Origin of the sequence: Actinoplanes sp. CA-142083, from assembly GCF_050942195.1 — a bacterium.
Taxonomy (GTDB): Bacteria; Actinomycetota; Actinomycetes; order Mycobacteriales; family Micromonosporaceae; genus Actinoplanes.
Genome location: NZ_CP192076.1, coordinates 672,929 through 697,660, shown reverse-complemented (window position 1 = coordinate 697,660; position 24,732 = coordinate 672,929). Strand labels below are relative to the sequence as shown.

The 24,732-nt window shown below is 71.1% G+C and carries 24 protein-coding genes and 1 riboswitch; of the genes, 14 read left to right on the top strand and 10 right to left on the bottom strand.

The features are described 5' to 3' along the window. Positions 1-24: 24 nt before the first annotated feature. Entirely contained in the window at positions 25-240 is a 216-nt protein-coding gene (locus ACQPZX_RS03270; protein WP_433374119.1) for a hypothetical protein, read from the bottom strand. A 253-nt stretch (positions 241-493) separates the two neighbouring features. Between ACQPZX_RS03270 and ACQPZX_RS03265 the strand changes: the two genes are divergently transcribed. The 5 genes from ACQPZX_RS03265 (at position 494) to ACQPZX_RS03245 (ending at position 7,486) form a co-directional block, all read left to right on the top strand. Further along, positions 494-1,231 carry a response regulator transcription factor gene (locus ACQPZX_RS03265; RefSeq protein ID WP_433374117.1) on the top strand — a complete coding sequence of 246 codons (738 nt, stop codon included), beginning with the start codon at positions 494-496 and terminating at the stop codon, positions 1,229-1,231. Next, a complete protein-coding gene (locus ACQPZX_RS03260; protein WP_433374114.1) occupies positions 1,209-2,786 on the top strand; it encodes an ATP-binding protein in 1,578 nt (525 codons plus the stop codon). The genes ACQPZX_RS03265 and ACQPZX_RS03260 overlap by 23 nt, the downstream gene beginning before the upstream one ends. 246 nt (positions 2,787-3,032) lie before the next feature. Further along, positions 3,033-4,043, top strand: a complete 1,011-nt coding sequence (locus tag ACQPZX_RS03255) for a 3-deoxy-7-phosphoheptulonate synthase (protein ID WP_433385001.1) — start codon at positions 3,033-3,035, stop codon at positions 4,041-4,043. A 33-nt stretch (positions 4,044-4,076) separates the two neighbouring features. Beyond that, the gene (locus ACQPZX_RS03250; RefSeq protein WP_433374111.1) at positions 4,077-6,161 is read left to right on the top strand and encodes a glycosyltransferase family 39 protein; all 2,085 of its coding nucleotides are present in this window, start codon (positions 4,077-4,079) and stop codon (positions 6,159-6,161) included. An 80-nt stretch (positions 6,162-6,241) separates the two neighbouring features. Beyond that, positions 6,242-7,486 carry a glycosyltransferase gene (locus tag ACQPZX_RS03245; RefSeq protein WP_433374109.1) on the top strand — a complete coding sequence of 415 codons (1,245 nt, stop codon included), beginning with the start codon at positions 6,242-6,244 and terminating at the stop codon, positions 7,484-7,486. 195 nt (positions 7,487-7,681) lie between these two features. On the opposite strand, the gene ACQPZX_RS03240 is transcribed toward ACQPZX_RS03245, so the two are convergent. The 3 genes from ACQPZX_RS03240 to ACQPZX_RS03230 all read right to left on the bottom strand — a co-directional run bounded on the left by ACQPZX_RS03240 (position 7,682) and on the right by ACQPZX_RS03230 (position 10,344). After that, entirely contained in the window at positions 7,682-8,020 is a 339-nt protein-coding gene (locus ACQPZX_RS03240; protein ID WP_433374106.1) for a DUF3040 domain-containing protein, read from the bottom strand. 566 nt (positions 8,021-8,586) lie between these two features. Next, positions 8,587-9,684 carry a DNA glycosylase AlkZ-like family protein gene (locus ACQPZX_RS03235; protein ID WP_433374103.1) on the bottom strand — a complete coding sequence of 366 codons (1,098 nt, stop codon included), beginning with the start codon at positions 9,682-9,684 and terminating at the stop codon, positions 8,587-8,589. A gap of 51 nt (positions 9,685-9,735) precedes the next feature. Then, positions 9,736-10,344 (bottom strand): GNAT family N-acetyltransferase, encoded by a 609-nt coding sequence (locus ACQPZX_RS03230; protein ID WP_433374101.1) that lies wholly within the window; start codon positions 10,342-10,344, stop codon positions 9,736-9,738. Positions 10,345-10,464: 120 nt separating this feature from the next. On the opposite strand from ACQPZX_RS03230, the gene ACQPZX_RS03225 reads away from it, so the two are divergent. Then, positions 10,465-11,103: a TetR/AcrR family transcriptional regulator gene (locus ACQPZX_RS03225; protein ID WP_433374098.1), complete on the top strand. Its 639-nt coding sequence runs from the start codon at positions 10,465-10,467 to the stop codon at positions 11,101-11,103. Here the strand turns inward: ACQPZX_RS03225 and ACQPZX_RS03220 are convergent. Further along, on the bottom strand, positions 11,100-12,326 hold the full coding sequence (locus ACQPZX_RS03220; RefSeq protein WP_433374095.1) for a saccharopine dehydrogenase family protein: 1,227 nt from the start codon (positions 12,324-12,326) through the stop codon (positions 11,100-11,102). The two genes, ACQPZX_RS03225 and ACQPZX_RS03220, sit on opposite strands and share 4 nt — an antisense overlap. Before the next feature lie 225 nt (positions 12,327-12,551). Further along, a riboswitch (cyclic di-AMP (ydaO/yuaA leader) is annotated at positions 12,552-12,710 on the top strand. A 1-nt stretch (position 12,711) separates the two neighbouring features. Here ACQPZX_RS03220 and ACQPZX_RS03215 point away from each other — a divergent pair. After that, entirely contained in the window at positions 12,712-13,407 is a 696-nt protein-coding gene (locus tag ACQPZX_RS03215; RefSeq protein ID WP_433374092.1) for a transglycosylase family protein, read from the top strand. Positions 13,408-13,523: 116 nt separating this feature from the next. Continuing rightward, the gene (locus ACQPZX_RS03210; protein WP_433374089.1) at positions 13,524-14,159 is read left to right on the top strand and encodes a cysteine hydrolase family protein; all 636 of its coding nucleotides are present in this window, start codon (positions 13,524-13,526) and stop codon (positions 14,157-14,159) included. A 281-nt stretch (positions 14,160-14,440) separates the two neighbouring features. On the opposite strand, the gene ACQPZX_RS03205 is transcribed toward ACQPZX_RS03210, so the two are convergent. Continuing rightward, the gene (locus ACQPZX_RS03205) at positions 14,441-14,806 is read right to left on the bottom strand and encodes a YybH family protein (RefSeq protein WP_433374086.1); all 366 of its coding nucleotides are present in this window, start codon (positions 14,804-14,806) and stop codon (positions 14,441-14,443) included. Between the two features lie 70 nt (positions 14,807-14,876). Here ACQPZX_RS03205 and ACQPZX_RS03200 point away from each other — a divergent pair, with 70 nt between their 5' ends. Then, positions 14,877-15,755 (top strand): LysR family transcriptional regulator, encoded by an 879-nt coding sequence (locus ACQPZX_RS03200; RefSeq protein WP_433374084.1) that lies wholly within the window; start codon positions 14,877-14,879, stop codon positions 15,753-15,755. 348 nt (positions 15,756-16,103) lie between these two features. Further along, entirely contained in the window at positions 16,104-16,490 is a 387-nt protein-coding gene (locus ACQPZX_RS03195) for a hypothetical protein (protein ID WP_433374082.1), read from the top strand. Here the strand turns inward: ACQPZX_RS03195 and ACQPZX_RS03190 are convergent. Continuing rightward, complete coding sequence (locus tag ACQPZX_RS03190) at positions 16,476-17,117, bottom strand: SDR family oxidoreductase (RefSeq protein ID WP_433374079.1); 642 nt, start codon at positions 17,115-17,117, stop codon at positions 16,476-16,478. The genes ACQPZX_RS03195 and ACQPZX_RS03190 overlap by 15 nt on opposite strands. Positions 17,118-17,194: 77 nt before the next feature. Between ACQPZX_RS03190 and ACQPZX_RS03185 the strand changes: the two genes are divergently transcribed. Genes ACQPZX_RS03185 through ACQPZX_RS03175 form a run of 3 tightly spaced genes read left to right on the top strand, consistent with a single transcriptional unit; the run spans position 17,195 to position 21,135 of the window. After that, entirely contained in the window at positions 17,195-18,628 is a 1,434-nt protein-coding gene (locus ACQPZX_RS03185; protein WP_433374077.1) for a DedA family protein, read from the top strand. A 35-nt stretch (positions 18,629-18,663) separates the two neighbouring features. Further along, positions 18,664-20,298 (top strand): diguanylate cyclase, encoded by a 1,635-nt coding sequence (locus tag ACQPZX_RS03180; protein WP_433374074.1) that lies wholly within the window; start codon positions 18,664-18,666, stop codon positions 20,296-20,298. Between the two features lie 36 nt (positions 20,299-20,334). Beyond that, positions 20,335-21,135: a tyrosine-protein phosphatase gene (locus ACQPZX_RS03175; RefSeq protein WP_433374071.1), complete on the top strand. Its 801-nt coding sequence runs from the start codon at positions 20,335-20,337 to the stop codon at positions 21,133-21,135. Here the strand turns inward: ACQPZX_RS03175 and ACQPZX_RS03170 are convergent. Both ACQPZX_RS03170 and ACQPZX_RS03165 read right to left on the bottom strand, forming a co-directional pair. Beyond that, positions 21,132-21,899, bottom strand: coding sequence for an SAM-dependent methyltransferase (locus ACQPZX_RS03170; RefSeq protein WP_433374068.1), 768 nt, complete (start codon positions 21,897-21,899; stop codon positions 21,132-21,134). The genes ACQPZX_RS03175 and ACQPZX_RS03170 overlap by 4 nt on opposite strands. A 30-nt stretch (positions 21,900-21,929) precedes the next feature. Further along, a complete protein-coding gene (locus ACQPZX_RS03165) occupies positions 21,930-22,487 on the bottom strand; it encodes a TetR/AcrR family transcriptional regulator (protein WP_433374066.1) in 558 nt (185 codons plus the stop codon). A 55-nt stretch (positions 22,488-22,542) separates the two neighbouring features. Between ACQPZX_RS03165 and ACQPZX_RS03160 the strand changes: the two genes are divergently transcribed. Next, positions 22,543-23,550, top strand: coding sequence for an FAD-dependent monooxygenase (locus ACQPZX_RS03160; protein ID WP_433374063.1), 1,008 nt, complete (start codon positions 22,543-22,545; stop codon positions 23,548-23,550). Here ACQPZX_RS03160 and ACQPZX_RS03155 read toward each other — a convergent pair. Continuing rightward, a complete protein-coding gene (locus tag ACQPZX_RS03155) occupies positions 23,533-24,732 on the bottom strand; it encodes an NAD(P)/FAD-dependent oxidoreductase (protein WP_433374061.1) in 1,200 nt (399 codons plus the stop codon). The genes ACQPZX_RS03160 and ACQPZX_RS03155 overlap by 18 nt on opposite strands.

Here is a 24,732-nt window from a genome sequence, read left to right as displayed (position 1 = left end):
CGCTTTAGGGGCTTCGACACGCTTTCAGGCGGAGGCCACGCCCTCCAAAATCCCGTGGCGGGTGATCGTGTCGGCCGCGGTCACCGTCGCATAGCCCGACAGATCGCTGGTCGCGCCGAGCCGGGTCGTCGCCAGGGTTTCCGGTCCCATGATCGCCGCCACCGCGACGACGGCGCCGAGCACCGCCAGGCCGCTGCGCCGCCGCCAACCGAGCATCTGGTGCTTCATCGTCTGCGTCATGACCACCACATTCGGGGCGTACGGTGTCATCCGGCTGTGCGAACTCAATGAGGTTGCTGTGCGTGGATCCGCGATCGCCGCCGGTGAGATGGCAACTGGTTTTCCGACGCAGCGGGGTTTGCTGGGGCGGAAAACCAGCTGCCATCTCACCGGTTACAAGGCGATCGCCCGCGTAGCGAAGCGAAGCCAGGTGCACAGCTGGTACACAGGGATCGGAAAGGCGGCGCAAAGCGTGACCCGTGACAGTAGGGGCATGACGATGGCGAACCAAGAATCCGGCACCGAGCTCCGCCGCCCCGACGGTGGCCCGGTTCGAGTCCTCGTGGTCGACGACGAGCCGACGCTGGCCGAGCTGCTCTCGATGGCCCTGCGGTACGAGGGCTGGGACGTGAAGAGCGCCGGCGACGGCCAGACCGCCGTGCGCACGGCCCGCGACTTCCGGCCCGACGCCGTCGTCCTCGACATGATGCTGCCCGACTTCGACGGGCTCGAGGTGCTGCGCCGGCTGCGCGGCGAGTCGCCCGAGGTGCCGGTGCTGTTCCTGACCGCCAAGGACTCGGTGGAGGACCGGATCACCGGGCTCACGGCCGGCGGCGACGACTACGTCACCAAGCCGTTCAGCCTGGAAGAGGTCGTGGCCCGGCTGCGGGGGCTGATGCGGCGGATGGGGCACTCGCCGATGCGTACGGAATCGCAATTGATCGTCGGTGATCTGTCGCTCGACGAGGACAGCCACGAAGTGCGCCGCGGGGGCGACCTGATCACGCTCACCGCGACCGAGTTCGAGCTGTTGCGCTACCTGATGCGCAACCCGCGCCGGGTGCTCAGCAAGAGCCAGATCCTCGACCGGGTGTGGAACTACGACTTCGGCGGCCAGGCCAACGTCGTCGAGCTCTACATCTCGTACCTGCGCAAGAAGATCGACGCGGGGCGCGCACCGATGATCCACACCATGCGCGGGGCCGGCTATGTCCTCAAGCCCGCTGACTGACACCCCCGCCGACCGTCCCGCCCGCTGGCGCAGCCCGGCGGGCTGGCCGCTGCGCACGCGCATCGTGGCGACCATGATCGTCCTGCTGACCGTGCTCGGCCTCGCGGTCGGCGGCACCGCCGAGATCTTCCTGCGCAAGCAGCTGTACGACCAGATCGACTCCAAGCTCAGCGACGCCCAGCGCCGCTCCCACGGCTACCTCTCCGACCAGGGCCAGCAGGGCAACGGCGGCCCGCTCGGCCCGGGTGGGGGCAACCTGGCCGGCGACGGCCCCCCGGGCATCCCCAATACGGTCATCGGCCAGCTGAACCCGACCGACCAATCGGTCAAATGGGCGAGCGTCCTCCGGGACTCGGGCGACTACAAGCTGACCGCCGAATCCTTGCCGACCGACGCGCAGAACGCGCTGACGACCGTGTCCGTCAACGGGCGCGCCCAAGATCTCGACCTCGGCTCGCTCGGCGAATATCGGGTAGTGGCCAGCGTCGACACCAAGGACGGCCTGATCGTCGTGACCGGCCTGCCGCTCGCCGACCTGCACTCCACGCTGCTGCGGGTCGCCCTCGTCACCGGCGGCGCGACCCTGATCGCGCTGGTCATCGCCGGCTGGGCCGGCGCGCTGACCGTACGCGGCACGCTGCGCCCGCTCGGCCGGGTCGCGTCCACCGCCACCCGGGTCTCCGAGCTGCGGCTCGACCGCGGCGAGGTGCAGCTGGCCCAACGTGTGCCCGAGGCCGACACCGACCCGCGCACCGAGGTCGGCCAGGTCGGCGCGGCCCTCAACCGGATGCTCGACCACGTCGGCAACGCGCTCGAGGCCCGGCACGCCAGCGAGATGCAGGTACGCCAGTTCGTCGCCGACGCCAGCCACGAGCTGCGCACCCCGCTGGCCGCCATCCGCGGGTACGCCGAGCTCAGCCGCCGCAGCCGCGCGCCGATCTCGGAGGAGATCGCGCACGTGCTCAACCGGGTCGAGTCCGAGGCGAAGCGGATGACACTGCTCGTCGAGGACCTGCTGCTGCTCGCCCGCCTCGACGCCGGGCGGCCGCTCGCCCACGACCCGGTCGACCTGACGATGCTGGTCGTCGACGCGGTCAGCGACGCGCACGCGGCCGGCCCGCGCCACTACTGGCAGCTCGACCTGCCCGAGGAGCCGGTCACCGTGATCGGCGACGGGGCACGGCTGCACCAGGTGCTCGCCAACCTGCTGGCCAACGCGCGCACGCATACGCCCGACGGCACCGCGGTCACCGTCTCGGTGCGCGCCGACGAAGAGGCCGCGGTGGTGCACGTCATCGACGGCGGGCCGGGCATCCCGGCCGAGCTGCAGCCGCACATCTTCGAGCGGTTCGCCCGGGGCGACAGCTCGCGCTCGCGGGCGGCCGGCAGCACCGGCCTCGGCCTGTCGATCGTGCACGCCGTGGTCACCGCCCACCGGGGGAACGTCTCGGTGCAAAGCGTCCCCGGTCAGACCGTGTTCACCGTGGTCCTGCCGTTGATGCCACCGGGCCTCGTCCCAACAGCTGGTCCGCAACTGGCTGAGCGGGCCCGGTGAGGCGCTATGCTTGCCGACGTGTCCAGGAGCTATCTGCGGTTTACCGGGCCGGCTTTCGCCGGTGCCTCGGTTGTCGCCGCATGACCTGAGACACCAGCCAGAGCCGGCCCGAGGCAGCGACGACGTCGCTGCCTTTTTGTTTGCCGGCTCTCGCCCGGGGCGCCGGCCCGACGAAGAGGAACGATCGTGACCATCCCCGAGGTACAGCGCGTCCGCGACCAGCGCATCGCCGCCGTCGTCCCGCTGATGAGCCCCGCGCTGCTGCACCACGAGCTGCCGCTGACCGCCGACCTGCACGACAACGTGCTCGACGGCCGCCGCCAGGTCGAGGACGTGCTCAACGCCCGAGATCCCCGGCTGCTCGTCGTGGTCGGCCCGTGCTCGGTGCACGATCCGGCCGCCGCCGGCGAGTACGCGGGACTGCTGCGCGAGCAGGCCGACCGGCTCGCCGACGACCTGCTGATCGTGATGCGGGTGTACTTCGAGAAGCCGCGCTCCACGGTCGGCTGGAAGGGCCTGATCAACGACCCGCAGCTGGACGGCACCGGCGACGTCGGCACCGGGCTGCGCATCGCCCGCAAACTTCTCCTCGAGATCGTGGGTAAAGGCCTCCCGACGGCGGTGGAGTTCCTCGACCCGATCACGCCGCAGTACATCGCCGACACCGTGGCGTGGGGCGCGATCGGCGCCCGTACGGTGGAATCGCAGGTCCATCGGCAGCTGGCCTCCGGCCTTTCCATGCCGATCGGCATGAAGAACCGGCCCGACGGGAGCATCAGCACGGCGGTCGACGCCATTCAGGCGGCCGCGGTGCCGCACGTCTTCCCGGGCATCGACTACTCGGGGACGCCGGCGATCCTGCACACCACCGGCAACCCCGACACGCACCTGGTGCTGCGCGGCGGCGGTGGCCGGCCGAACTACAGCGCCGCAGACGTCGAGAACGCGCTGCAGCTGCTGCGCAAGGCGGAGCTGCCGGAGCGGCTGGTGATCGACTGCTCGCACGGCAACAGCAACAAGGACCACCTGCGCCAGCCGCTGGTCGCCGACGACGTGGCCGGGCAGGTCGCCGACGGGCAGCGCGGGATCAGCGGGGTGATGCTGGAGAGCTTCCTGGTGCCGGGGCGGCAGGACCTCGGTGGGGCGCTGACCTACGGGCAGTCGGTCACCGACGCCTGCATGGGCTGGGACACGACGGTCGACGTGCTTTCCAAGCTCGCGTCGGCCGCTCACAGCAGGCGCACAGTCGGGGCATAAAGGCGCGACAGCGGGCGCGTCGATGGTTGTGGCATGACCTCGACGCTGCCCGCGCCACTGGTAGTGGCTGAACCACCTCCGCCACCGCCGTCGGCCTCCCCGCCTCGTTCCCGCTGGCGCCGGCTTCTCCTCGGCAGCCCTCAGGACCCGGCCTGGGCCCGCCCGTCGATCTACGCGCTGTTGATCCTCACCGGGGTCCTCTACATCTGGGGACTGGACAAATCGGGCTGGGCGAACGCGTTCTACTCCGCCGCCGCCCAGGCCGGCTCGGCGAGCTGGAAGGCCTTCTTCTACGGCTCCTCCGACGCCGCCAACGCGATCACAGTGGACAAGACGCCCGCCTCACTGTGGTTCATGGCACTCTCCGCGCGGATCTTCGGGGTCAACTCGTGGAGCATCCTCGTGCCGCAGGCGCTCATGGGCGTGGCCAGCGTGGGGCTGCTCTACACCACGGTCAAGCGCTGGTTCGGCCCGGCCGCCGGCCTGATCGCGGGCGCGACGCTGGCGCTCACCCCGATCGCGGTGCTGATGTTCCGCTTCAACAACCCGGACGCGCTGCTCGTGCTGATGATGGTGGCGGGCGCGTGGGCGACCACGAAGGCCATCGAGAACGGCTCGACCAAGTGGCTCGCGCTGGCCGGGGCGTTCGTCGGGTTCGGCTTCCTCGCCAAGATGCTGCAGGCGCTGCTGGTGGTGCCGGCCTTCGCGCTGGCGTACCTGATCGCCGGGCCGCCGAAGCTCGGCAAGCGGATCGTGCAGCTGCTGATCGCCGGGGTCGCGCTGGTCGTCTCGGCCGGGTGGTACATCGCGATCGTCGAGCTGGTGCCGGCCTCGATGCGGCCGTACATCGGCGGATCGCAGAACAACAGCATTCTCGAGCTGGCCCTCGGCTACAACGGGCTCGGCCGGCTCTCCGGCGACGAGACCGGCAGCGTCGGCGGTGGTGGCGGAGGCGGCGGCTGGGGCGAGACCGGGCTGCTGCGGATGTTCGACAGCTCGCAGGGCGGGCAGATCTCCTGGCTTCTTCCGGGCGCGTTGATCGTGCTGGTCGCCGGGCTGATCCTGACGGCACCCCGGATCCGGACCGACCGGGCCCGGGCGGCGCTGGTGCTGTGGGGCGGCTGGCTGGTCGGGACCGGGCTGGTCTTCAGCTATATGCAGGGCATCTTCCACGCGTACTACACGGTGGCGCTGGCGCCGGCGATCGGCGCGGTGGTGGGCATCGGGTCGGTGCTCCTGTGGCGTCGACGGGACAACATCGTGGCGGCGTCGACGCTGGCGGTGGCGATCGCGGCCACCTCCTGGTGGAGCTATCGCCTGCTGGGGCGTAGCGCCGACTTCCTGCCGTGGCTGCGCTGGGTGGTGCTGATTCTCGGGCTGGTCGCGGCGGTCGCGGTGGTGGCGACGCAGCGCCTGGCGGCGCGGCTCGCGGTGGCTTCGGCGGGGGTTGCGCTGGTCGCGGTGCTTGCGGGTCCTTCCGCGTACGCCGTGCAGACCGCGTCCGAGGCGCACACGGGGTCCATCCCGTCGGCGGGGCCGGCTACCAGTGGCGGGTTCGGCGGCGGGCCGGGCGGCGGGCGTGGTGGTGGGGGCTTCCCCGGCGGCGGCTTCCCGGGCGGCGGGTTCGGCAATCAGAACGGCACCACTTCCCAAAACGGCGGCACCTCCCCGAACGGCACCACCTCCCAGAACGGGGGCTTCCCCGGCGGCGGCGGTGGCTTCGGCGGCGGGATGCGTGGCGGTGGGGGTGGCATGGGCGGTCTCCTCGACGGCACGACGGTCAGCGACGAGATGAAGGCGCTGCTGCAGGCCGACGCCGGCAAGTACACCTGGGTCGCGGCCACGGTCGGCTCGCAGAACGCCTCGAGCTACCAGCTGGCGACCGAGGATCCGGTGATGGCGATCGGCGGCTTCAACGGCACCGACCCCTCCCCCACGCTCGCCCAGTTCAAGGAGTACGTGGCGGCCGGAAAGATCCATTACTTCGTCGGCGGTGGCAGCGTCGGCGGCAGCAACACGGGCGGCAGCAACGCCAGCTCGGAGATCGCCCAGTGGGTGGCCGACAACTTCACCGCCACGACGGTGGGCAACACCACGGTCTACGACCTGACCTCGTAAGTCTTCGTCCGTTCGCGTTCACAGGAGGGGCACAGGGCCGCCTTATGCATCCCCCAGTTGCAGGATCGACCTTTGACGACATGAGTCTTGAGACGCTGCCATCGCACGCCGCCGACCCGTCCCGGATCGACGCTCCGGTGCTCGACGTGGTCGTCCCCGTCTACAACGAGGAAATCGACCTCGAGCCGTGCGTGAAGCGCCTGCACACGTACCTGTCGGCGCATTTTCCCTATCGGTTCCGGATCACGATCGCCGACAACGCGAGCACCGACTCCACCGCCGAGGTGGCCCGCCGGCTCACCGGGGAACTGCCTGGCGTCGCGTCGGTGCACCTGAGCGAGAAGGGCCGGGGCCGCGCCCTCAAGCACGTCTGGACCCACTCCGACGCGGCGATCCTCGCCTACATGGACGTGGACCTCTCCACCGACCTGGGCGCCCTGCTCCCCCTGGTCGCGCCCTTGATCTCGGGCCACTCCGACCTCGCGATCGGCTCCCGCCTGGCCCGCGGCTCGCGGGTGGTGCGCGGCGCGAAGCGCGAGTTCATCTCCCGCAGCTACAACTTGATCCTGCGTGGCACCCTGTCGGCCCGCTTCTCGGATGCCCAGTGCGGTTTCAAGGCGATCCGCGCGGACGTGGCGGAGCGCCTGCTGCCGATGGTCGAGGACACGGGCTGGTTCTTCGACACCGAGATGCTGGTGCTGGCCGAGCGGGCCGGCCTGCGCATCCACGAGGTGCCGGTCGACTGGGTGGACGACCCCGACAGCCGCGTCGACATCGTCGCGACCGCCATCGCGGACCTCAAGGGAATCGCCCGCTTGCTGCGTGCGCTCGGCTCCGGCCGCCTGCCGCTGGCCACCCTGCGCGAGCAGCTGGGCCGCGACCCGCTGCCGATGGCCGGCGTTCCCGCCGGCCTGACCGGCCAGCTGATCCGTTTCGCCGCCGTCGGGGTGGCCAGCACGCTGGCCTATCTGATTCTGTACGCCCTGCTGCGCACCGCCGTGACCCCGCAGTGGGCCAACCTGGTGGCGTTGCTGGCCACCGCGATCGCCAACACGGCCGTGAACCGCCGCGTAACCTTCGGCGTCCGTGGCAACGACAGTGCCGTCCGTCACCAGGCCCAGGGTTTGATCGTCTTCGGCATCGGCCTCGCCCTGACCAGCGGCTCCCTGGCCGTACTCGACAGCATCAGCACCACCCCCGCGAAGCACGTGGAACTGGTGGTCCTGATCCTGGCCAACCTGCTGGCCACCGCCGTCCGCTTCCTCATGCTGCGCATCTGGGTCTTCCGCTCCCGCTCTCGCAGGGGCTCCCACACCCGGGTTTGACGAGTGCTGCCCGCGATGCGGGGGCGCTTCGCGGGAAATCCCCGGCACAACTCAACCCGAAGAAAGGCGGCGCCGAGTCCCCCTCGGCGTCGCCTTTCGCTGTGCCGGCACTCGCGCGCTCAGGTCGCGATGCCGGCCTTCGCGCGTCGCTTTTCCGGCCTCCGCGCGATCAAGTCGCGACGCCGGCCTTCGCGATCAGGCGGAGTCGGCGCGGCGCCGGATCAGGCGGTAGGTCAATGTGGACGCCACCGTCGTGGCACAAAGCGCGGCGATCACGGCGGCGATCCACCAGCCGAGCACCGCCAGAATGATCGCGGCCGTCCAGATGACGATCGCGGTGAGAATCAACGACACGATCGCGCCGCGCCGGTGCGCCGGCCGGCCAACGAGTCCGCCACTCATGCGAACGCAGAACTCCGGGTCATCCCGCCGAAGCTGCCGCTCCAACTCCGCCAGCCGACGGCTGTCTTCCCTGCTCAGCATGTCGTCACCTCCGGTCGGCGCCGCGCCTGCCCTGGACCGAGCAAAAGCCATCTCGATCTATCTCATTGTTACTCGCAAGTTGCGTTCGTGATACCTCCGGAGATGCCAGTTCCCGCCAACCGTCCGATTTACGCCGTCCCCTCGCCCTCCTCCAATTCGGTCACCCGCCGCCGACCGCTTCCCGCGCACCAGCCGCAGTCGCCCCGCGGCAGGCGGGGCAGCGCGCCACGACAGGCAGGGCAGCGCGCCAGGACAGGCGAGACCTGGCCCACGGATGCAAGCCAGCAGGCCACCTCGAGCAAGGCAGCACGCGACGGCGAGCGAGGCGATGCGCGAGGCGATGAGCCGCCGAGGCGAGGCAGCGCGCCACCCCAGGCAGCGCGGCGGACCGCCCGGGGCGACGGGGCGGGTCACGGCGGGCGAGGCGGCCCGCCGGCGGCAAGCAGCAAGCGATGTGCGGCGCGCGGGTGCGGCGCGCGCGGGTGCGGCGCGCGCGGGTGCGGCGCGCGGGTGCGGCGCGCGGGTGCGGCGCGCGGGTGCGGCGCGCGGGTGCGGCGCGCGGGTGCGGCGCGCGGGTGCGGCGCGCGGGTGCGGCGTCAGGCGGCGGGATGTGGGTGTCAGTCGAAGGTGACTGTGGCCTCGGGGACTGCTCGGGCTCGGGCGACCTCGGCGGCCTCGGCCTCGATCTGTTTGCGGCGGGTGGCGGGGAGGGGGACGAAGGCCTTGACGGTCAGGTCGACGCGTTTGCGGCCGGACATCTTGGCTCGCCAAGTGCCCAGGATTTCGCCGTCCAGGAGGAGGACGCCGGGGTTGCCGAGGATGCGCCACACCTCTTTCTGCTGTGGGCGGTCGGGGACCAACAAGTCGCGGTCTCGTGCCTGGAGCAAGGGATCCATGCCGGGGAGCAGGCGCACGCCGTCGGGCTGCTCGGCGGTGGACAGGGACTTGAGCGCGGACTTGGGGAGCCATGCCTTGCGGCCGTCGACCTTGACCTCGGCCAGGGCCTCGGTGGGCCAGACCCGCTTCATCTCGGCGGTGGTGCTGCCGAGGTATTTGCCCAGCTCGGCGGGGGTTGCGGGGCCCAGGAAGCGGAGGTAGGTGGCGATCAGGTCGGCTATGCCCTCGTTTTGGGTGGGCTGGGGCGGGGCGTCGGGGATGGGAGCCAGGGTGGCGTCGCGGCCGCGGGACTCGACCTCTATGCCGCCGGGCAGGCCGGAGTGCTGCCAGACGTTGCCGGCGATGTGCTGGGCGCCGCAGCTGCGGCAGTAATAGGTGAGCTCGCTCGGCACCCGCTTGCTGACCTGGGTGCTCACCTCGCCGCGCGGCATCGAGTCGTGCACGACCTCGCGGAAGGCGGCCGCGGTCGCGGTGAAGGCGGCGATGCCCAGGCGCATGCCGTCGGGGATCTGGCCGCTCTTGATGCGTGAGGTGGCGTCGGCGTCGCTGACCGGCCACAACTGTTTGACCAGGGTGGCCAGGTCGGCGCGGCGGTGCAGGTGTGGGGCGCCGCGGGCGGCCCAGACGGTGATCAGGCGCTCGTCGTCGAGGTCGGCCGACGTGCGGGCGGCCAGGGCGACCTGCTGGGAACCGGGCGAATACTCCTGCACGCCCAGATCGAGCAGGGGCAGGTCGGCGGGGCGCTGGTCGGAGCGCTCGGCCAGGCCGAGCGCGGCCACGCGGTAGGCCATCACCTGTGCACGATCGACGTTGACCATGACACCTCCCCAGGGGTCCGGAGGCCGCCCCGGCGGGAGGAGCGGCTTTCTTCAGGTGCGACGACCGTACCGCCGGGCTGCGACATTTTTCAGACGATCAAGGCGGCTGCCGGGGTGGCCGGTCATCATCTCCCAGGTGTCGAGGCTGCTCGGGCCGTCCGGGCCGACCTGGAGAATCGGCGCCTCGCCGGTCAGGGAGTAGCCGCAACGACGCGCCACCGCGGCGCTCGCCGTGTTCGCGGGATCGATCCGCAGCAGCAGGCGACTCAGTTTGAGTGTGCTTCCGGCGTACGAGGAAAGCAGTGAGAGTGACCCCGACGCGAGCCCGCGGTGACGATGGCGCGCGCCCACCAGATAGCCCAGTTCGGCCTCTTTGAGGCCGGCGTCGATGCCGAAGAGCAGGACCTCGCCGACCGGACGGCCGCCGCGCTCGGTGATCGCGAGCTGAATGCGCTGACCGCTGATGCGGCCCTGATGGGCGCGTTTGAGGTAGGCGACGCCGGCCTCGGTGTCGAAGGGCGAGGGCATCGGCGTCCAGCGGGCGATGTCGGGATCGTCGAGGAGGCCGATCAGGTCGCCGAGATCGTCGGAGCGCCACTCGCGCAGGACTATGCCGTCGCCCGTCAGCGTGATCGGGAAGGGAAGACGGGTGGCGGCCACGCCTTGATCCTGCCCGAATGAACCCGGTTCAAGCCAGTCCGTCATGATGCCACCCCTCGATCAATCGACGATGCCCGAGGTGTGCGTCGCGCGGCTCGGCGTGGGCCTACCGTTGATCTCGTGGACGAGCGGACTGCGTTGGTGACGCGGCGGGGCGAGAACTACGGCGGGCGTTCCCGCCAGGAGCGCGCGACGGATCGGCGCGACCGGATCCTCGCGTCGGCGCTGCACCTGTTCGGGACGCACGACTACGACGACGTCACGGTCGCGGAGGTCTGCGCCGGCGCGAAGGTCTCGAAAAGGTACTTCTACGAGCATTTCGTCGACCGGGAGGATCTGGTGCGGGCGCTGCACCGGCAGCAGAACGAATGGCTGCTCGCCGGCGTCTCGGCGGCCACGCCGGATGCGCCGGGCAGTCTCGAGGAGATGCTGCGTCCGGCGGTGCGGCGCCTGCTGGGGATGCTGCAGGCAAACCCGGAGCGGGCGCAGGTCATCTACATCAACGCGCCGCGCATGGAGACGCGGCGGCGTGGCGTCCTTCGCGAGGACGCACAATTCCTGGCGGGCATGTTGCGGCGGGTGGGTGGTCGCCCTACCACCGAGATTCGGTACGAGCGGATGCTGCTCGCCCTGGTCGCGGGGCTGAGTGAGGTCATCATCGACTGGCTGTCGCGCGGCATGACGGACGACGTCGACGCTCTGGCGGACCATTTGACCGATTTCTGCACGGCCGTGCTGGGCCGCTTGGAACGCTCTTAGCTTTTACCCGCGGTGATCTCCACTCCGGCGCCGCGCAGGCGGGCCACCAGGGCGTCGCCCAAGGCGGTGGCGGGGGTCAGGACGCCGCCCTCGGAGGCGGGCAGCGCGTCGCGGTCGTGGGCGAGGGCCAGCGCCGACTCGCCGAGCATGACGGCGGTGGCCGCGTAGCCGGGGTCGCCCTTGGCCCGGAACCGGGCCGTGTAGCGCGCGCCGGACGTCGTGGTGGCGAACAGGTCCATCGTGAAGTGGCCGCTCTCACGGGACTCCGCGCTCGGGCCCTCGCCCGGTTTGGGCAGGATCCGGTCGAGGACGTAGCGGGTCGGCGGCAGCGACAGGCCGACCATCAGCGCGCCGAGGCCGAGCCGGGTGCCGTGAGCCATCACCGGGGAGAGCGGGGAGGAGCCGACGCTCATCGCCTCGCGGTAACGGAACGCCCGGCCGTACTCCCAGCCGCGCAGCGCGTTGCTCCGGCGCACCACCCGGGTGTTGTAGGAGGCCATGAAGAACGGCGCGAGCGTGCCGCGCAGCCGAGGGTGCACGGCCGGACCCGAGACGACGGCCGTGTCGTCCTGGCGGCCGAGGTCGGGCTCGGCGGATCGGTCGGGGCTCAGCGAGTACGGGCTGGCGGCGACCCGGCGCAGCTTGCGGTCGTTCTTGACCACGTCGAGCTGGTGCCGCATCGAGTCGATCGTGCCGCCGCTGATCCCGCCGCGCAGGCTGGTGACGACCAGCGTGGTGTCGGTGAGCTCGCCGGCGCCGCCGGCCTTGGCCTGCTGGGCGAGCACGTGCACGCCGATGTCGGACGGAATCGAGTCGAAGCCGCAGGAGTGCACGATGCGGGCGCCGGTCGAGCGGGCCAGCTCGTGGTTGTCGTCGATGCTCTCCCGGGCGAACAGCACCTCCCCGGTGAGGTCGACGTAGTCGGTGCCGGCGGCGGCGCAGGCCCGGACGAGCGGTTTGCCGTATTTCGCATATGGCCCGACGGTGGTGACGACGACCCGCGTCGCCGCGGCGATCCGCTCGAGGGCCGCGACGTCGGCGGCATCGGCCACGAGAATCGGCCAGTCGACGCCGAGACGCTGCTTGACCTGGGCGATCTTGACCTCGGAGCGGCCCGCGAGAGCGACCCGCGTGCCGGCTGGAGCGTGCTCGGCCAGATACTGCGCCACCAACGCTCCGACGAAGCCGGATGCGCCGTGGACGACGATGTCGTGATCGCTCATGGCAGCCGATTCTGCACCAGGTTTCGAGCAGCAGCCGGACAAGTTACCGATCAGTAATGCCAGAACCGCATCAATCGGTTATTCTCGACATAAAGCAAGATCAAATAGGGCAATAGCTGAGAACAACGTCACCATTCACGCTTCGAGCTTGGGCGATTTCGCGGAGCCGTGGTTACCGTCGGCCGGTCCCGCGATGCGGGCACCGCGGGTGGAACGCCGAGTCCCTGCCACCGCCCGCCGGACATCGAACTCGTGGCAGGGAGCGGGGGACCCAACGTTCCTCGGCGCGCGGTGCGCGCGCCTCGGGGTGAAGCCGCACGATGGCGGCCGGGCACCTCAGCCCGAACCCGACAGCTGACCTCGTAGGCGTGGAGGGTTCTCTGTCATGGCACAGATCCGCAAGCATGCCCGCACGTCGCGGGCGCGCAAGCACGCCCGTTTCGCGCTGGGCCTCACGGCCATCGGCGTGGCGGGCACGGCCGCCCTGCTCGGCCCCGCTTCCCCCGCACAGGCGTCCAGTGTGAACTGGGACGCGATCGCGCAGTGCGAGTCGGGCGGCAACTGGAGCATCAACACCGGCAACGGCTTCTACGGCGGGCTGCAGTTCACCCGCGGCACGTGGAAGGCCTACGGCGGCACGAAGTACGCCAGCACCGCGAACAAGGCGAGCAAGGCGGAGCAGATCCGCATCGCCGAGAAGGTGCTGGACGGCCAGGGCATCGGCGCGTGGCCGGTGTGCGGCAAGAAGGCCGGCTCGTCGAAGCACTACAAGGGCACCAACACGAGCGGCTCCAAGTCGACGACTTCGTCGCACAAGTCGAAGTCCACGCACAAGTCGAAGTCGACCACGCACAAGGCCACCAAGAAGGCCACCAAGAAGTCGACTTCGTCGCACAAGGTGACCCGCGCCACGACCGCGAAGGCCACCGGCAAGACCTACGTCGTCCGCTCCGGCGACACGCTGTCGGCAATCGCCACCCGCAACCACATCGCGGGCGGCTGGCACACCCTCTACCAGCTGAACGGCAACACCATCAGCAACCCGAACCTGATCTTCCCCGGTCAGCGGATCGCGCTCTGATCCACCCCTAGCGATCCGGCCGCTCATCCCCCAGGGCGGCCGGATCGCATCCCCACCGCCGGCGGCGAACGCATCGTCGAGGGCCGCCCTGGCCGCGTTTGTGCCACAGTGGCGGCATGGCCACCGACCCCCATCTCGAACCGCACTGGGACAGCGCGGCGCTGATCACCATCGACATGCAGCGCGACTTCCTTTCCGACGGTCCCTTCGGGTTGGCGGGCACGACCGAGATCCTCCCCAACCTCACCAAGCTCACCGAGGCCTTCCGGGCAACCGGACGCCCGATCGTCCACGTTGTCCGCCTCTATCCGGCCGACGGCCAGGACGTCGACCGCGTGCGGCGCACACTCGTGCAGAGCGGCGCGGAATTCGCCCGCCCCGGCACACCCGGCCGCCTGCTGGCGCCGGGCCTGGCACCCACCGACGACCTGGACGACGAGGCCCTTCTCCGCGGCGAGCCGCAGCAGTTGGGACCCGCCGAATACGCGCTCTACAAGCCGCGTTGGGGCGCCTTCTATCGCACGCGGCTCGAGGAACTCCTCGCCGCGCACAACGTCGACACCCTCGTCTTCGCCGGCTGCAACCTGCCGAACTGCCCCCGAGCCAGCATCATCGAGGCCCACGAGCGCGACTACCGCGTCGTGCTGGTAACCGACGCCGTGTCACAGGCCAGCGACCAGGGTTTCCGCGAGATCGCCGGCCTGGGCACCGTGCTCCGCACCACCACCGAGATCATCACGCCCACGGCTTGACACCGCTCGATACGTCTCGGCCAAGCGGCGGGACCGAGCCGGTGCGCAGCCAAGCGGCAGGACCGAGGCGGTGCAGCCGAGCGATGCGCGGCCAGGCGATGCGCGGCCAGGCGATGCGCGGCCAGGCGATGCGCGGCCAGGCGATGCGCGGCCAGGCGATGCGCGGCCAGGCGATGCGCGGCCAGGCGATGCGCGGCCAGGCGATGCGCGGCCAGGCGATGCGCGGCCGAGCGGCGCGGGCGATGCGGGGCCGGAAGGGCTCGGCCAGGTGGCCGGGCCGGTCAGGGTTTGGGGGTTGCGAACTCGGGCTGGTCGAGGACTCGCAGCCAAGTGCCGTCGGGCTGGCGGCGGACCACCTGGGCTCGGGCGCCGGCGCCGTCCTTGGGTGGGGTCGAGGTGAGGGCGAGGTCGCCGCTGATCAGGGTCGGCAGCGGCTGCTCCGGCTCGAAGGAGGGCATGTGGGGCAGCGCCTCCTCCCAGAGCTTCTGGATCGCTGCCCGGCCGACCGTCTGCTGGCCTGGCGGGTAGGCCATCACCGCATCTTCCTCATAGAGCTGGGCCAGGCCCTCCGCATCCTTCGCGTTGGCGCGCTCGACGAACAGGCGGGTCAGGTCTTCTGGCTTGCGAGCCTTTTCGCGTTCGGTCATGACTCCACCCTCGTCCGGTGGGGGACAGAAGTCCAACGCATAGTTTTTCTGCGAACTAGAATCTGTGGTTATGGAACTGCGGCAGCTCGAGTACTTCGTGGCGGTGGCTGAGGAGGCCGGGTTCACTCGGGCCGCCCAGCGTGTGCACATCAGCCAGTCGGGTGTAAGTGCGCAGGTCAAGGCGCTGGAAAGCGAGCTGGCGGCCGAGCTCTTCGACCGGTCGGGGCGGGTTGCGCGGCTCACCGAGGCGGGGCGGGTGGCGCTCGGGTACGCCAAGGTCGCGCTGAACGCCGCCGCCGAACTGCGTCAGGCGATCGACGAGGTGAAGGGGCTCGTCCGCGGCCATCTGACGATCGGGATGGTTACCGGGTGCGAGATCACTCCCCTGTTCGCCGCGCTGGCCGCCTTTCACCGTGAGCACCCGGGGATCGAGCTCGAGCTGCTCGAGGACGACTCGCGGATGCTCGTCAACTCCGTGCGGACCGGCTTGGCGGACGTCGCCCTCGTCGGGGTGGCCGGCTCGCCGCCCGAGCACCTGTCCGCGCAGGTGATTGCCAGCGAAGGACTTGTCGCGCTGGTCCCGCCCGACCATCCACAGGCGAGCGAACGCGGGCTGCCGCTGATGGAGCTGATGGCCTACTCTCTTGTCACCCTTCCCGAGGGGACCGGCATCCGCGCCGCCTTTGATGAGGCATGCGTGTCGGCGAGCCTGATACCCGACGTGGTGCTGGTCGCGTCGGCGCCCGCGGCGGTCGCTGACATGGCGGCTCGCGGGCTGGGCGTCGCGGTGCTGAGCGAGTCGATGGGAAAGCTGCACCCCGGGCTCGTGGCCGTGCCGATCACCGGGGTGACGATCCCGGCGTTGCTCGCGCTGGTGTGGCGGCCACGGACGAGCCCGGCGTTGGCCGCGCTGCTGCCGCACCTCCGGCGGGAGTTCGGCGACCGCTGACAGACGACGGCGCGGGGCACGCGGGGACACGGCGAGAACGGCAGCGCGGGATGCGGCGCGGCGGCACGCAATCCGGCGTGGCGGCGCGAAGTGTGGGGCGGCCGGCGTGCGGCGCGGGGGTGCAGCGCGGGTGGTGCAGCGCGGGCGGCGCGGGGTGCGGCGCGAGAGGCGCGGGGTGCGGCGCGAGAGGCGCGGGGTGCGGCGCGAGAGGCGCGGGGTGCGGCGCGAGAGGCGCGGGGTGCGGCGCGAGAGGCGCGGGGTGCGGCGCGAGAGGCGCGGGATGCCGGGCGGCGCGGCGGCGCGAGGGTGCGGCGTGGGGTGGGGGCTGGGCGCGATAGCGTCGCCGTCATGACGGAGATCTCTCTGCGGCAGCGGCTTCGGGCGGCGCTACCGATCGCTATGAAGTCGCGGGATCGGGCAGCGACGGCGGCCTTGCGCGCCACCCTGGCGGCGATCGACAACGCCGAGGCGGTTGCGCCGGACGCCGAGGCGGTTGCGCCGGACGCGGAGGCGTCCGGCACCAGCCTGGCGATCGAGCACATCGCTCTGGGCGTGGGGGCGACCGAGGTCGCCCGCCGGGCGCTGACGGAGGATGAGGTCGAGCAGATCGTCCGGGATGAGGTGGCTGAGCGGGAGACGGCCGCCGACGAGTACGAGCGGAGCGGGTACGCCGATCGGGCCGAGCAGCTTCGGAGCGAAGCCCGCGCGCTGGCGGCGCACCTAGCTGAGGTCTGACAGGGCCGAAGCGATGGGGGTGTCGCCCGCGAAGAGCTCGAAGGTGACGCCGATCGTCGCGGGGGCCTGGAGGCAGGCGGCCAGCACGGCGGCCACGTCGTCGCGCGGGATCGGGCCCCTGTTTCCCAGGGTGCGGGTGACTTGGACCAGGCCGGTGCCGGGGTCGTCGGTGAGGTGGCCGGGGCGGACGATCGTGTAGTCGAGGCCGCTCGCCACGACGTACGCGTCGGCCTCTGCTTTTGCCTCCAGGTAGGGCTGCATGGCGCCGGCCGCCGCCGGATTTTCGGCCCCGATCGACGAGACCATCACGTAGCGCGACACGGACTCGGCCATCGCGGCGTCGGCCAGCTTGACCGCGCCGCCCAGGTCGACGGTGCGCTTGCGGGCGGGACCACTCCCGGGGCCGGCGCCGGCGGCGAAGACCACAGCGTCGGCGCCCGAAACGTAGGGGGCCAGCGTCGGGTCGTTCTCCAGGTCGCCGATGACCGGCACGGCGCCGACCGCGCGCAAGTCGTCGGCCTGCGCGGGCTTGCGGATCAGGCCTCTCGCGGTGTGGCCCTCGGCGGCAAGCAGCTTCAACAGGCGGAGGGCGACCTGGCCGTGGCCGCCGGCAACGAGAATGTCCATCCATCAGTCATACCCCGAGTTGCCCTAGGGGCGATCACCGATTGAGGGTCGCGAATCGGCTGCATAGCGTCACGAAGGTGCTCAACGACCTGCTCGGCGGCCTGCCTCCGATCCTCGTGTACGTCGTCGTCGGCGTGGTCGTCGCGGCCGAGTCGGCCGTCGTTGCGGGGCTGGTGTTGCCGGCCGCGACCGCGCTGATCGCCCTCGGGCTGCTTGCCAACGCGGGTACGGTGCCGATCGTGCCGGCCCTCGCCGTCGCGGTCGCGGCGGGTGTTCTGGGCGGGACGGGGGCCTTCTATTCGGGGCGGCGGCGCGGGCCGAAGCTGCGCACCGGCAAGCTCGGGCGCCGGGTGGGCGAGAAGCGGTGGGACCGGGCCGAGCGGCTGTTCGCGCGGCACGGCGGCCGGGCCATCTTCCTCGGGCAGTGGATCGTGGGGGCGCGCACGCTGATCCCGCGGCTGGCCGCGATGAACGGGGTGCCGTATCGGCGGTTCGCCCTGTGGCACACGCCGGCCGCTGTGCTCTGGGCACTGTGGATGGTCGGCGCGAGCTATCTGGCCGGCGCCTCCTATGACCTGCTCGTGGCGCGGGCCGGGCGGGCCGGCGGGGCGGTCGCCGTGGTCGCCGCGCTGATTGTCGGGCTGGTGCTGCTCGGTCGATGGCTGGGACGCCATCCGCGGCCGTTCTATTCGCTCGCCGGCCCTCGCGTCCGAGGGTTGTGGCGACCGACAACCGCGCGGCTGTGGAACGGGCGCGACGCCGGCCCGGCGGTCGAGCTGGGGCTGGGCGCCGCCCTGCTCTTCGGCCTGGCCGCTCTGCTCCTCGTCGTGGTGCCGGCGGTCGTGCGGCTCAGCGGGCTAGCGGACGCCGACACCGCCGTCACCAACTGGGCCCGGGGCCAGTGGACCTCGGACGGCTACCTCTTCGCGCTCGACACCGCGACCTTCGCCGACCCGGGTGTGCTTCTGGGGCTCGCCGCGGCCGTCTCGCTCGGCCGGTGGTGGTTCCGGCGGGGGCTCGGCGCGCGGGAAGGCCTGATCACCGCCATCGGCCCGGTGCTGCCGATCGCCGTCCTGGCCGCGGCCTTCGAGCTGACCACGCAGCCGGCGTGGGAGAGCTGGGAAGCGCCCAGCTCGGTCGTGTTCCCGGCGGTGAGCGAGTTCGACGGCTACATCCCGTTCGACCTGGCCGGCCCGATGGCGACCATGGCCGCCGGGCACACCGCGCAGCTTGCGGGAGCGGTCGGCCTGCTCGCCTGGATGCTCGCCGGGCACCTGCCCTGGAAGTGGCGGGTCACAGTCTGGACGGCCGCCGCCATCTACGTCGTCGTGTTCGCCGGATCATGGGTCTACCTGGGGTGGAGCCGCATCAGCGAGACCGTCGCGGCGGTGTTGATCGGCGCGGCGTGGGCGGCGCTCAACGCCGCGATCTGGTCGGGCCCGCGGGCGGCGACGGATGACGGTCAAGCCGCGCTGGTTGAAGACTCAAGTAGCGTTCTGGCCGGGCGATAGGGGGCACCGAAGCGCGGCGACCCAGGAGGCACGGCATGAGCGGCACAGGCCTCGCAGCACCTGCCTCACCGACCGTGGACGAACTGCTCGATCTGGCCGAACGCCACCGGGTCGCCGGCGACTACCGGGCCGGGTCGGCGATCGCCCGGCAGGCGGCGGCCAGCGCCGCCGAGCACGGGGACGGCCGGGTGCAGGCGGGGGCCCTGCGCTCGCTGGCCAATCAGCTGCTGCGGCTGGGCGAGCTGGAGGAGGCCATCACCGCCTGCCGGGAGGCCGTGGCCGTCCTGGAGACGCTGGGCGACGAGACGGGCATCTGCCAGGTGCTCACCGTCCAGGCCATGCCCCTCAACGAGCTCGGCATGCATCAGGAGGCCCTGGACGCGCTGGCCCACGCCCGGGAGATCGCGCAGCGGCTCGGCGACCGCGACCTTCTCTACTGGGTGCACAACCGCACGGGCGTAGTGCACAGCAGCATGGGCGATCGCGACCTCAGCACCGAATATCTGATGCGTGCGCTCACCATGGTCGAGGGCATGGACGCCGAGGCCCGCTTCTGCATCCTCAACAACGTCGGCGACAACGCCGTCTATCAGGTGCCGCACCTGCGCGCGACCAACAAACCAGATGAGGCCCTCAAAACCCTCAAAAATGCCATCGAGTACGTGCAAGAAGCGTTGCGCTTGGCCCGAGAGGCGAACAACCCTTTCCGCGTTTCGATCAGTCTCGACAACTACGGCATGCTGCTGGCCCTCGACGGTGATCTCGACGAAGCGGCCCAGCTCATCGAGCGCGCCCGGGAGATCGCCGCCGAGCACGGCTACCGCAGCCTCGAGTCGTCGGCGCTGCAGCATCAGGCGCGGATCCGCCTGATGCGAGGTGATTCCGCGGCGGCGATCGGCGGGTTGCTGGCCGCCCTCGAAAGAGCCGGAGCGGCCGGCGAGAAACCCATGGAGATGGAAATCCATCGGGAGCTTTCCGACGCGTACGAGAAAATGGGCGATGCCACCGCGGCGCTGAAACATTATCGGGCCTTTCACGCGCTCGAGCGCGAGGCGCACAACGAGGTCGCCGCGGTGCGGGCGCGGATGGCGGTGCACGCCTACGAGCTGGACAACGCGCGGCAGGAGGCGCAGCTGCACCTCGAGCGCAGCGTCGAGCTGGAACGGCAGGCCACCGAGGACGCGCTGACCGGGCTGCCGAACAGGCGGTTCGCCGATCGCGTGCTGCCCGAGCTGGCGAAGGGGCCGCTGTGCGTGGCGGTGGCCGATGTGGACCTGTTCAAGGGGGTCAACGACCGGTTCGGGCATTTCGTGGGGGACGAGGTGCTGCGGCGGATCGCAACGATCCTGCGCGACAACGTGCGCGACAACGACCTGATCGCACGCTTCGGCGGCGAGGAATTTCTGATCGCCTTCGGCGCGGCCGGGATCGAGGACGCCCGGGCCCGCTGCGAGGTTCTTCGGGCGCACGTGGCGGCGTACCCGTGGGAACAGATCGAGAAGGATCTGCGCGTGACCATCAGTCTGGGTGTGGCGAATGTCGCCGAAGGCGACGAGCTCTCGGCCGTCATGACCCTGGCCGACCAGCGGCTTTACGCGGCGAAGCGGGCCGGGCGCAACCGCGTGGAGGCGGGCGGACGCGAGACCGACACCTCGATGTGGAGCGATTGATAGACAAGCGTCACTCGGCTGCGGCTGGATGGCGTCATGAGAATGACCCGCCGGGCCGCGCTGGCCCTCGCCACCGCGGTGCTTGCCGCCACCGCGGTCGCCACCCCCGCCCACGCGGCCGAGCGATCGCTCGGCCTCGCCAACGCCACCAACTTCCGTGACGTCGGCGGCTACACCACGGCCGACGGGCACACCGTCCGCACCGGGATCGTCTTCCGCTCCAACAAGCTGAGCAACCTGACCGCGGCCGAGTGGCAGGTGGTCATCGCGCACGGCATCAACCGCGACGTCGACCTGCGCAACGCGGTCGAGCGCGGCGACGAGCCGGACAACGCGCCGGCCGGCATCACCTACCAGGTCGCCGACGTGGCCTCGCTCAGCCACGGCATCCGCTTCCACGACAACGCGATCATGACGATCGTGACGGCGCTGGCGGCGGGCCTGCTCTCCGGGTCGTCGGACCTCGGGCAGTCGATCGGCTACCCGTTCATGGTGAATTTCGTCGGGGCGGACTACGCGTTCCGCGACACCCTGCTCGCGGTCGGCCGGAACACCTCGGGCGGCGTCGTCTATCACTGCAGCGCCGGCAAAGACCGGACCGGCTGGGCCACGGCGGTGCTGCTCACGCTGCTCGGCGTGCCGATGTCCACGGTGGAGGCCGACTTCCTGGCCAGCAACACCTATCTCGGGCGGCCGGACGCGGTGCAGGTGGCCTGGCTGCGGGCGGCCTTCGCGGAGATGAACAAGATCTACGGCAGCTTCGACGCCTACCTGCACCGGGGGCTGATGCTGACCGACGCCGACATCGCGGCCGTCAAGGCGCGTCTGCTGGTCTAGGGTTTCCGGCCGACCGCGCCATAGATGGCAACGTCTTGGGCGGTCGGCCGCTCCTCCGCGACCGGACGCCAGTCGCTGACGGCGACGATTCCCGGCGGGACAAGATCAAGCGACCCGAAGAATCGGGCAAATTCGGATTTGTCGCGAGGGTGGGCGTCGGTGCGGCCCGAGGCCAGCAGTTCCTCGTGCATCGCCACCTGCGCGGGCGGCGCGTAGTCCAGCGTCAGGTTGCTGGCGACCAGATAGCTCCCCGCCGGCAACGCGTCGAGCAACTGCCGCACGACGGCAACCGCCTGCTCGTCGTCGTGGATGAAGTGCAGGACCGCGACCAGCAGCAAGCCCACCGGTTCGCGCAGATCGAGCACCGCCCGCAACTCGGGATGATCGAGGATCGCCGACGGTGAGCGCAGGTCGGCCTCGACATAGCCGGTACGCCCCTGCGGCGTCCCGACGGTCAGCGCCCGCGAATGCGTCATCACGATCGGGTCGTTGTCCACATAGAGCACCCGCGACTCGGGCGCGACCCGCTGCGCGATCTCGTGCGTGTTGTCCGGCACCGGCAGCCCGGTCCCGATGTCCAAAAATTGGCGAATGCCGCTGGAAGCAAGAAATTTCACGCTACGTCGGAGAAAGTCGCGGTTTTCGCGGGCGGCGATGCGCGCGGTGGGAAACGCCTTCGCCAGTAGATCGCCGGACTCCCGGTCGGCAGCGAAGTGATCCTTGCCGCCCAGCCAGTAGTTGTACCGCCGCGCCGGGTGCGCCACCGACGTGTTCATCCGATCCACAAGGGAACTCTACGACCCAAGATTTCCGCGCACCATGGCCAGCAGCCGGGCCTCGAGGTCGCCGGTGAGGTCGGGGTAGGCCAGGTGGTGCAGGATCAGCCCGTCCACCGCGTCGAGCAGCAGCTCGCAGGCCAGCTCGGGGTCGGCGGCGCCGACCTCGCGCAGCCAGTCGGCGCCCCACCGGCGGATCTCGCGGGCCGACTCGGTGATCTGCGCGCGCGAGTCGGGGCGCAGGGCCGCCTCGAGGAAGACGCCGTAGCGGGCGAGCGTCACGACCCGATCGGGGCCGACGGCCCGCCGCACGTAGGCCGCCAGCGCCGCCGCCAGCTCGCCGGGCGTGTGCGGCGTGACCATGCCGGAGAGCGCCTCCCAGGACGCCCGCTCGCGGTCGGCGAACCGCACGATCATCGCGTTGACCAGCGCCTCCCGGGTCTTGAAGTAGTTGGAGGCGGAGCCGGCGGGCAGACCGGCCTCGGCGTCGACCGCGCGGTGGGTCAGCTGCCGGATGCCCTGGCTGCCCAGCACGGTGATGGCGGCGTCGAGCAGCTGCTCCGGACGGGATGGCATGTCGGGAATACTACAGCAGTAGTTTTCTAACTACATCTGTAGTAGCGTCGGCGGCATGACGAAGACGGCGGGAATCATCGGCGGCGGCATCGGCGGTCTCGCGGCCGCGATCGCGCTGCACAAGAGCGGCTGGCAGGTCACCGTCCACGAGCGACAGACGACGACCCCGGCGGTCGGCACCGCGCTCGGCATGTGGCCGGCCGCGCTGCGGGCGCTGGATGAGCTCGGCGTCGGCGATCGCGTGCGGGAGCAGGGCGTTCCGCAGCGCGCCGGCGAGCTGCGCCGGCCAGACGGCCGCCGCATCGTGGCCATGGACATGGACCGGATGGAGCGCCGCCTCGGCGACCGGATCCACCTGATCTCCCGGCCGGCGCTGCTGACGATCCTGCGCGAGGCCGCCGCGGAGGTCTGCGACCTGCGCTTCGGCACGGCGGTCGAGGGTCCCGAGCTGCTGCAGGACCTGGTGGTGGCCGCCGACGGCGTGTTCAGCCGCACGCGGGAAGACCTCTTCGGCGAGAAGGCGCGCTATGCGGGCAGCACCGCCTGGCGCGGCACCCTCGACTTCCCGACCGAGACGTTCGCCGAGATCTGGGGCGCGGGCGTGAAGTTCGGCGTCACGCCGCAGGAGGGCGGACGCACCAACTGGTTCGCGTCGGCCGGCGCGCCCGAGGGCGACTTCCACCCGGGCGCCGAGCTGGCCGCGCTGCACGAGATCTTCGGCGGCTGGCGCGATCCCGCGGTGGCGCGGGTGCTCGGCGCGATCCGCGAGGACGGCATCCTGCGGCACGACATCTACGTGACGCCGAAGCTGCCGTCCTACCTGTCGGGCAATGTGGTGCTCATCGGCGACGCCGCCCACGCCATGACGCCCGACCTGGGCCGCGGCGCCTGCGAGGCGCTCATCGACGCGGTCAGCCTCGGAAAGGACGGCGCGATCGGCTACGACCAGGACCGTCGCCGCACCACGCAGCGGCTGGCCCGGATGGCCGGCGCCGCCGCCTGGATGACCAGGCAGCGGCACGCCGTGCCGCTGCGGAACGCGGTGTTACGCGCTGCTTTGTGAAAGGGCCGTTCCGGGGTCGGCCAGCCGATCGCGGTCGATCACGCGGCCCGAGCGGATCAACCCCTCGATCTGGTCGGTCACGTCCCACACGTTGACGTTCATCCCGGCCGCGACCTTGCCGTCGACCAGCCAGAACGCGATGAACTCGCGGGTCGCGAGGTCGCCGCGGACGACCACCTCGGCCTTGGCGCCGGGCGGCACCCAGCCGGTGTACTCCATGCCGAGGTCGAACTGGTCGGTGTAGAAGTACGGAAGCTTGTCGTAGGAGACGTCCTGGCCGAGCATCGCCTTGGCCGCCACCGGGCCGCTGTTGAGCGCGGTCGCCCAGTGCTCGACGCGGACGCGCTGCCGCAGATACGGATGGTCGACGTTCGCGATGTCGCCGGCCGCGAAGATGTCGGGGTCGCTGGTGGCCAGGCGGCGGTCGACGAGCACGCCGTTGTCGACCTCCAGGCCCGCGTCGGCGGCGAGCCCCACGTTCGGCGTGACGCCGATGCCGGCGATCACCACGTCGGCCGCGAGCGTGGTGCCGTCGGCCAGGCGCACCGAGCCCTCCTCGACCGCCTCGACCTGGGCGCCCAGGTGCAGGGTGACGCCGTTGGCCCGGTGCAGGCCGGCGAAGACCTCGGCGATCTCCGGGCCCAGCACGTTCACCAGTGGAAGGTCGGCGACCTCGACGACGTCCACGGTCGCGCCGCGGCTGCGCGCGGCCGCCGCGACCTCGAGGCCGATCCAGCCGGCGCCGACCACCACGACCCGGCTGCTGCCGGTGACGGCGTCGGAGATCCGCTGCGAGTCGCCGAGCGTGCGCAGCAGCAGCGCGCGGTGGCCGCCGGGGACCGGAAGGGGCCGGGGCGACGAACCGGTGGCGAGCAGCAGCTTCTCGTACGCGATCTCCTCGCCGCCGTCGAGCCGCAGCAGCTTGGCCGCCCGGTCGATGGAGGTCACGGTCGTCCCGCCGCGCAGCGTGACATTGTGCTCCGGATACCACTCCGCGGTGTGGACGTAGGTGCTGTCCACCGAATCCGAGCCGAGCAGGAGCCCCTTGGAGAGCGGCGGTCGCTCGTACGGAATCTCGGTTTCCGTCCCGAGGAGCGTGACCTGACCCTCGAAGCCCTCGTCGCGCAGGGTTTCCACCGCCTTGGCGCCGGCCAGGCCGCCGCCCACCACGACATACGTCAT

Bases quoted from the DNA above. Each gene is read 5' to 3' on its own strand.
- ACQPZX_RS03160 (WP_433374063.1), top strand. From the start codon at position 22,543: ATGACGAAGACGGCGGGAATCATCGGCGGCGGCATCGGCGGTCTCGCG.
- ACQPZX_RS03255 (WP_433385001.1), top strand. From the start codon at position 3,033: ATGAGCCCCGCGCTGCTGCACCACGAGCTGCCGCTGACCGCCGACCTG.
- ACQPZX_RS03155 (WP_433374061.1), bottom strand. From the start codon at position 24,732: ATGACGTATGTCGTGGTGGGCGGCGGCCTGGCCGGCGCCAAGGCGGTG.
- ACQPZX_RS03175 (WP_433374071.1), top strand. From the start codon at position 20,335: ATGAGAATGACCCGCCGGGCCGCGCTGGCCCTCGCCACCGCGGTGCTT.
- ACQPZX_RS03200 (WP_433374084.1), top strand. From the start codon at position 14,877: ATGGAACTGCGGCAGCTCGAGTACTTCGTGGCGGTGGCTGAGGAGGCC.
- ACQPZX_RS03210 (WP_433374089.1), top strand. From the start codon at position 13,524: ATGGCCACCGACCCCCATCTCGAACCGCACTGGGACAGCGCGGCGCTG.
- ACQPZX_RS03220 (WP_433374095.1), bottom strand. From the start codon at position 12,326: ATGAGCGATCACGACATCGTCGTCCACGGCGCATCCGGCTTCGTCGGA.
- ACQPZX_RS03245 (WP_433374109.1), top strand. From the start codon at position 6,242: ATGAGTCTTGAGACGCTGCCATCGCACGCCGCCGACCCGTCCCGGATC.
- ACQPZX_RS03190 (WP_433374079.1), bottom strand. From the start codon at position 17,117: ATGGACATTCTCGTTGCCGGCGGCCACGGCCAGGTCGCCCTCCGCCTG.
- ACQPZX_RS03180 (WP_433374074.1), top strand. From the start codon at position 18,664: ATGAGCGGCACAGGCCTCGCAGCACCTGCCTCACCGACCGTGGACGAA.
- ACQPZX_RS03270 (WP_433374119.1), bottom strand. From the start codon at position 240: ATGACGCAGACGATGAAGCACCAGATGCTCGGTTGGCGGCGGCGCAGC.
- ACQPZX_RS03265 (WP_433374117.1), top strand. From the start codon at position 494: ATGACGATGGCGAACCAAGAATCCGGCACCGAGCTCCGCCGCCCCGAC.
- ACQPZX_RS03240 (WP_433374106.1), bottom strand. From the start codon at position 8,020: ATGGCTTTTGCTCGGTCCAGGGCAGGCGCGGCGCCGACCGGAGGTGAC.
- ACQPZX_RS03205 (WP_433374086.1), bottom strand. From the start codon at position 14,806: ATGACCGAACGCGAAAAGGCTCGCAAGCCAGAAGACCTGACCCGCCTG.
- ACQPZX_RS03260 (WP_433374114.1), top strand. From the start codon at position 1,209: ATGTCCTCAAGCCCGCTGACTGACACCCCCGCCGACCGTCCCGCCCGC.
- ACQPZX_RS03250 (WP_433374111.1), top strand. From the start codon at position 4,077: ATGACCTCGACGCTGCCCGCGCCACTGGTAGTGGCTGAACCACCTCCG.
- ACQPZX_RS03195 (WP_433374082.1), top strand. From the start codon at position 16,104: ATGACGGAGATCTCTCTGCGGCAGCGGCTTCGGGCGGCGCTACCGATC.
- ACQPZX_RS03235 (WP_433374103.1), bottom strand. From the start codon at position 9,684: ATGGTCAACGTCGATCGTGCACAGGTGATGGCCTACCGCGTGGCCGCG.
- ACQPZX_RS03215 (WP_433374092.1), top strand. From the start codon at position 12,712: ATGGCACAGATCCGCAAGCATGCCCGCACGTCGCGGGCGCGCAAGCAC.
- ACQPZX_RS03165 (WP_433374066.1), bottom strand. From the start codon at position 22,487: ATGCCATCCCGTCCGGAGCAGCTGCTCGACGCCGCCATCACCGTGCTG.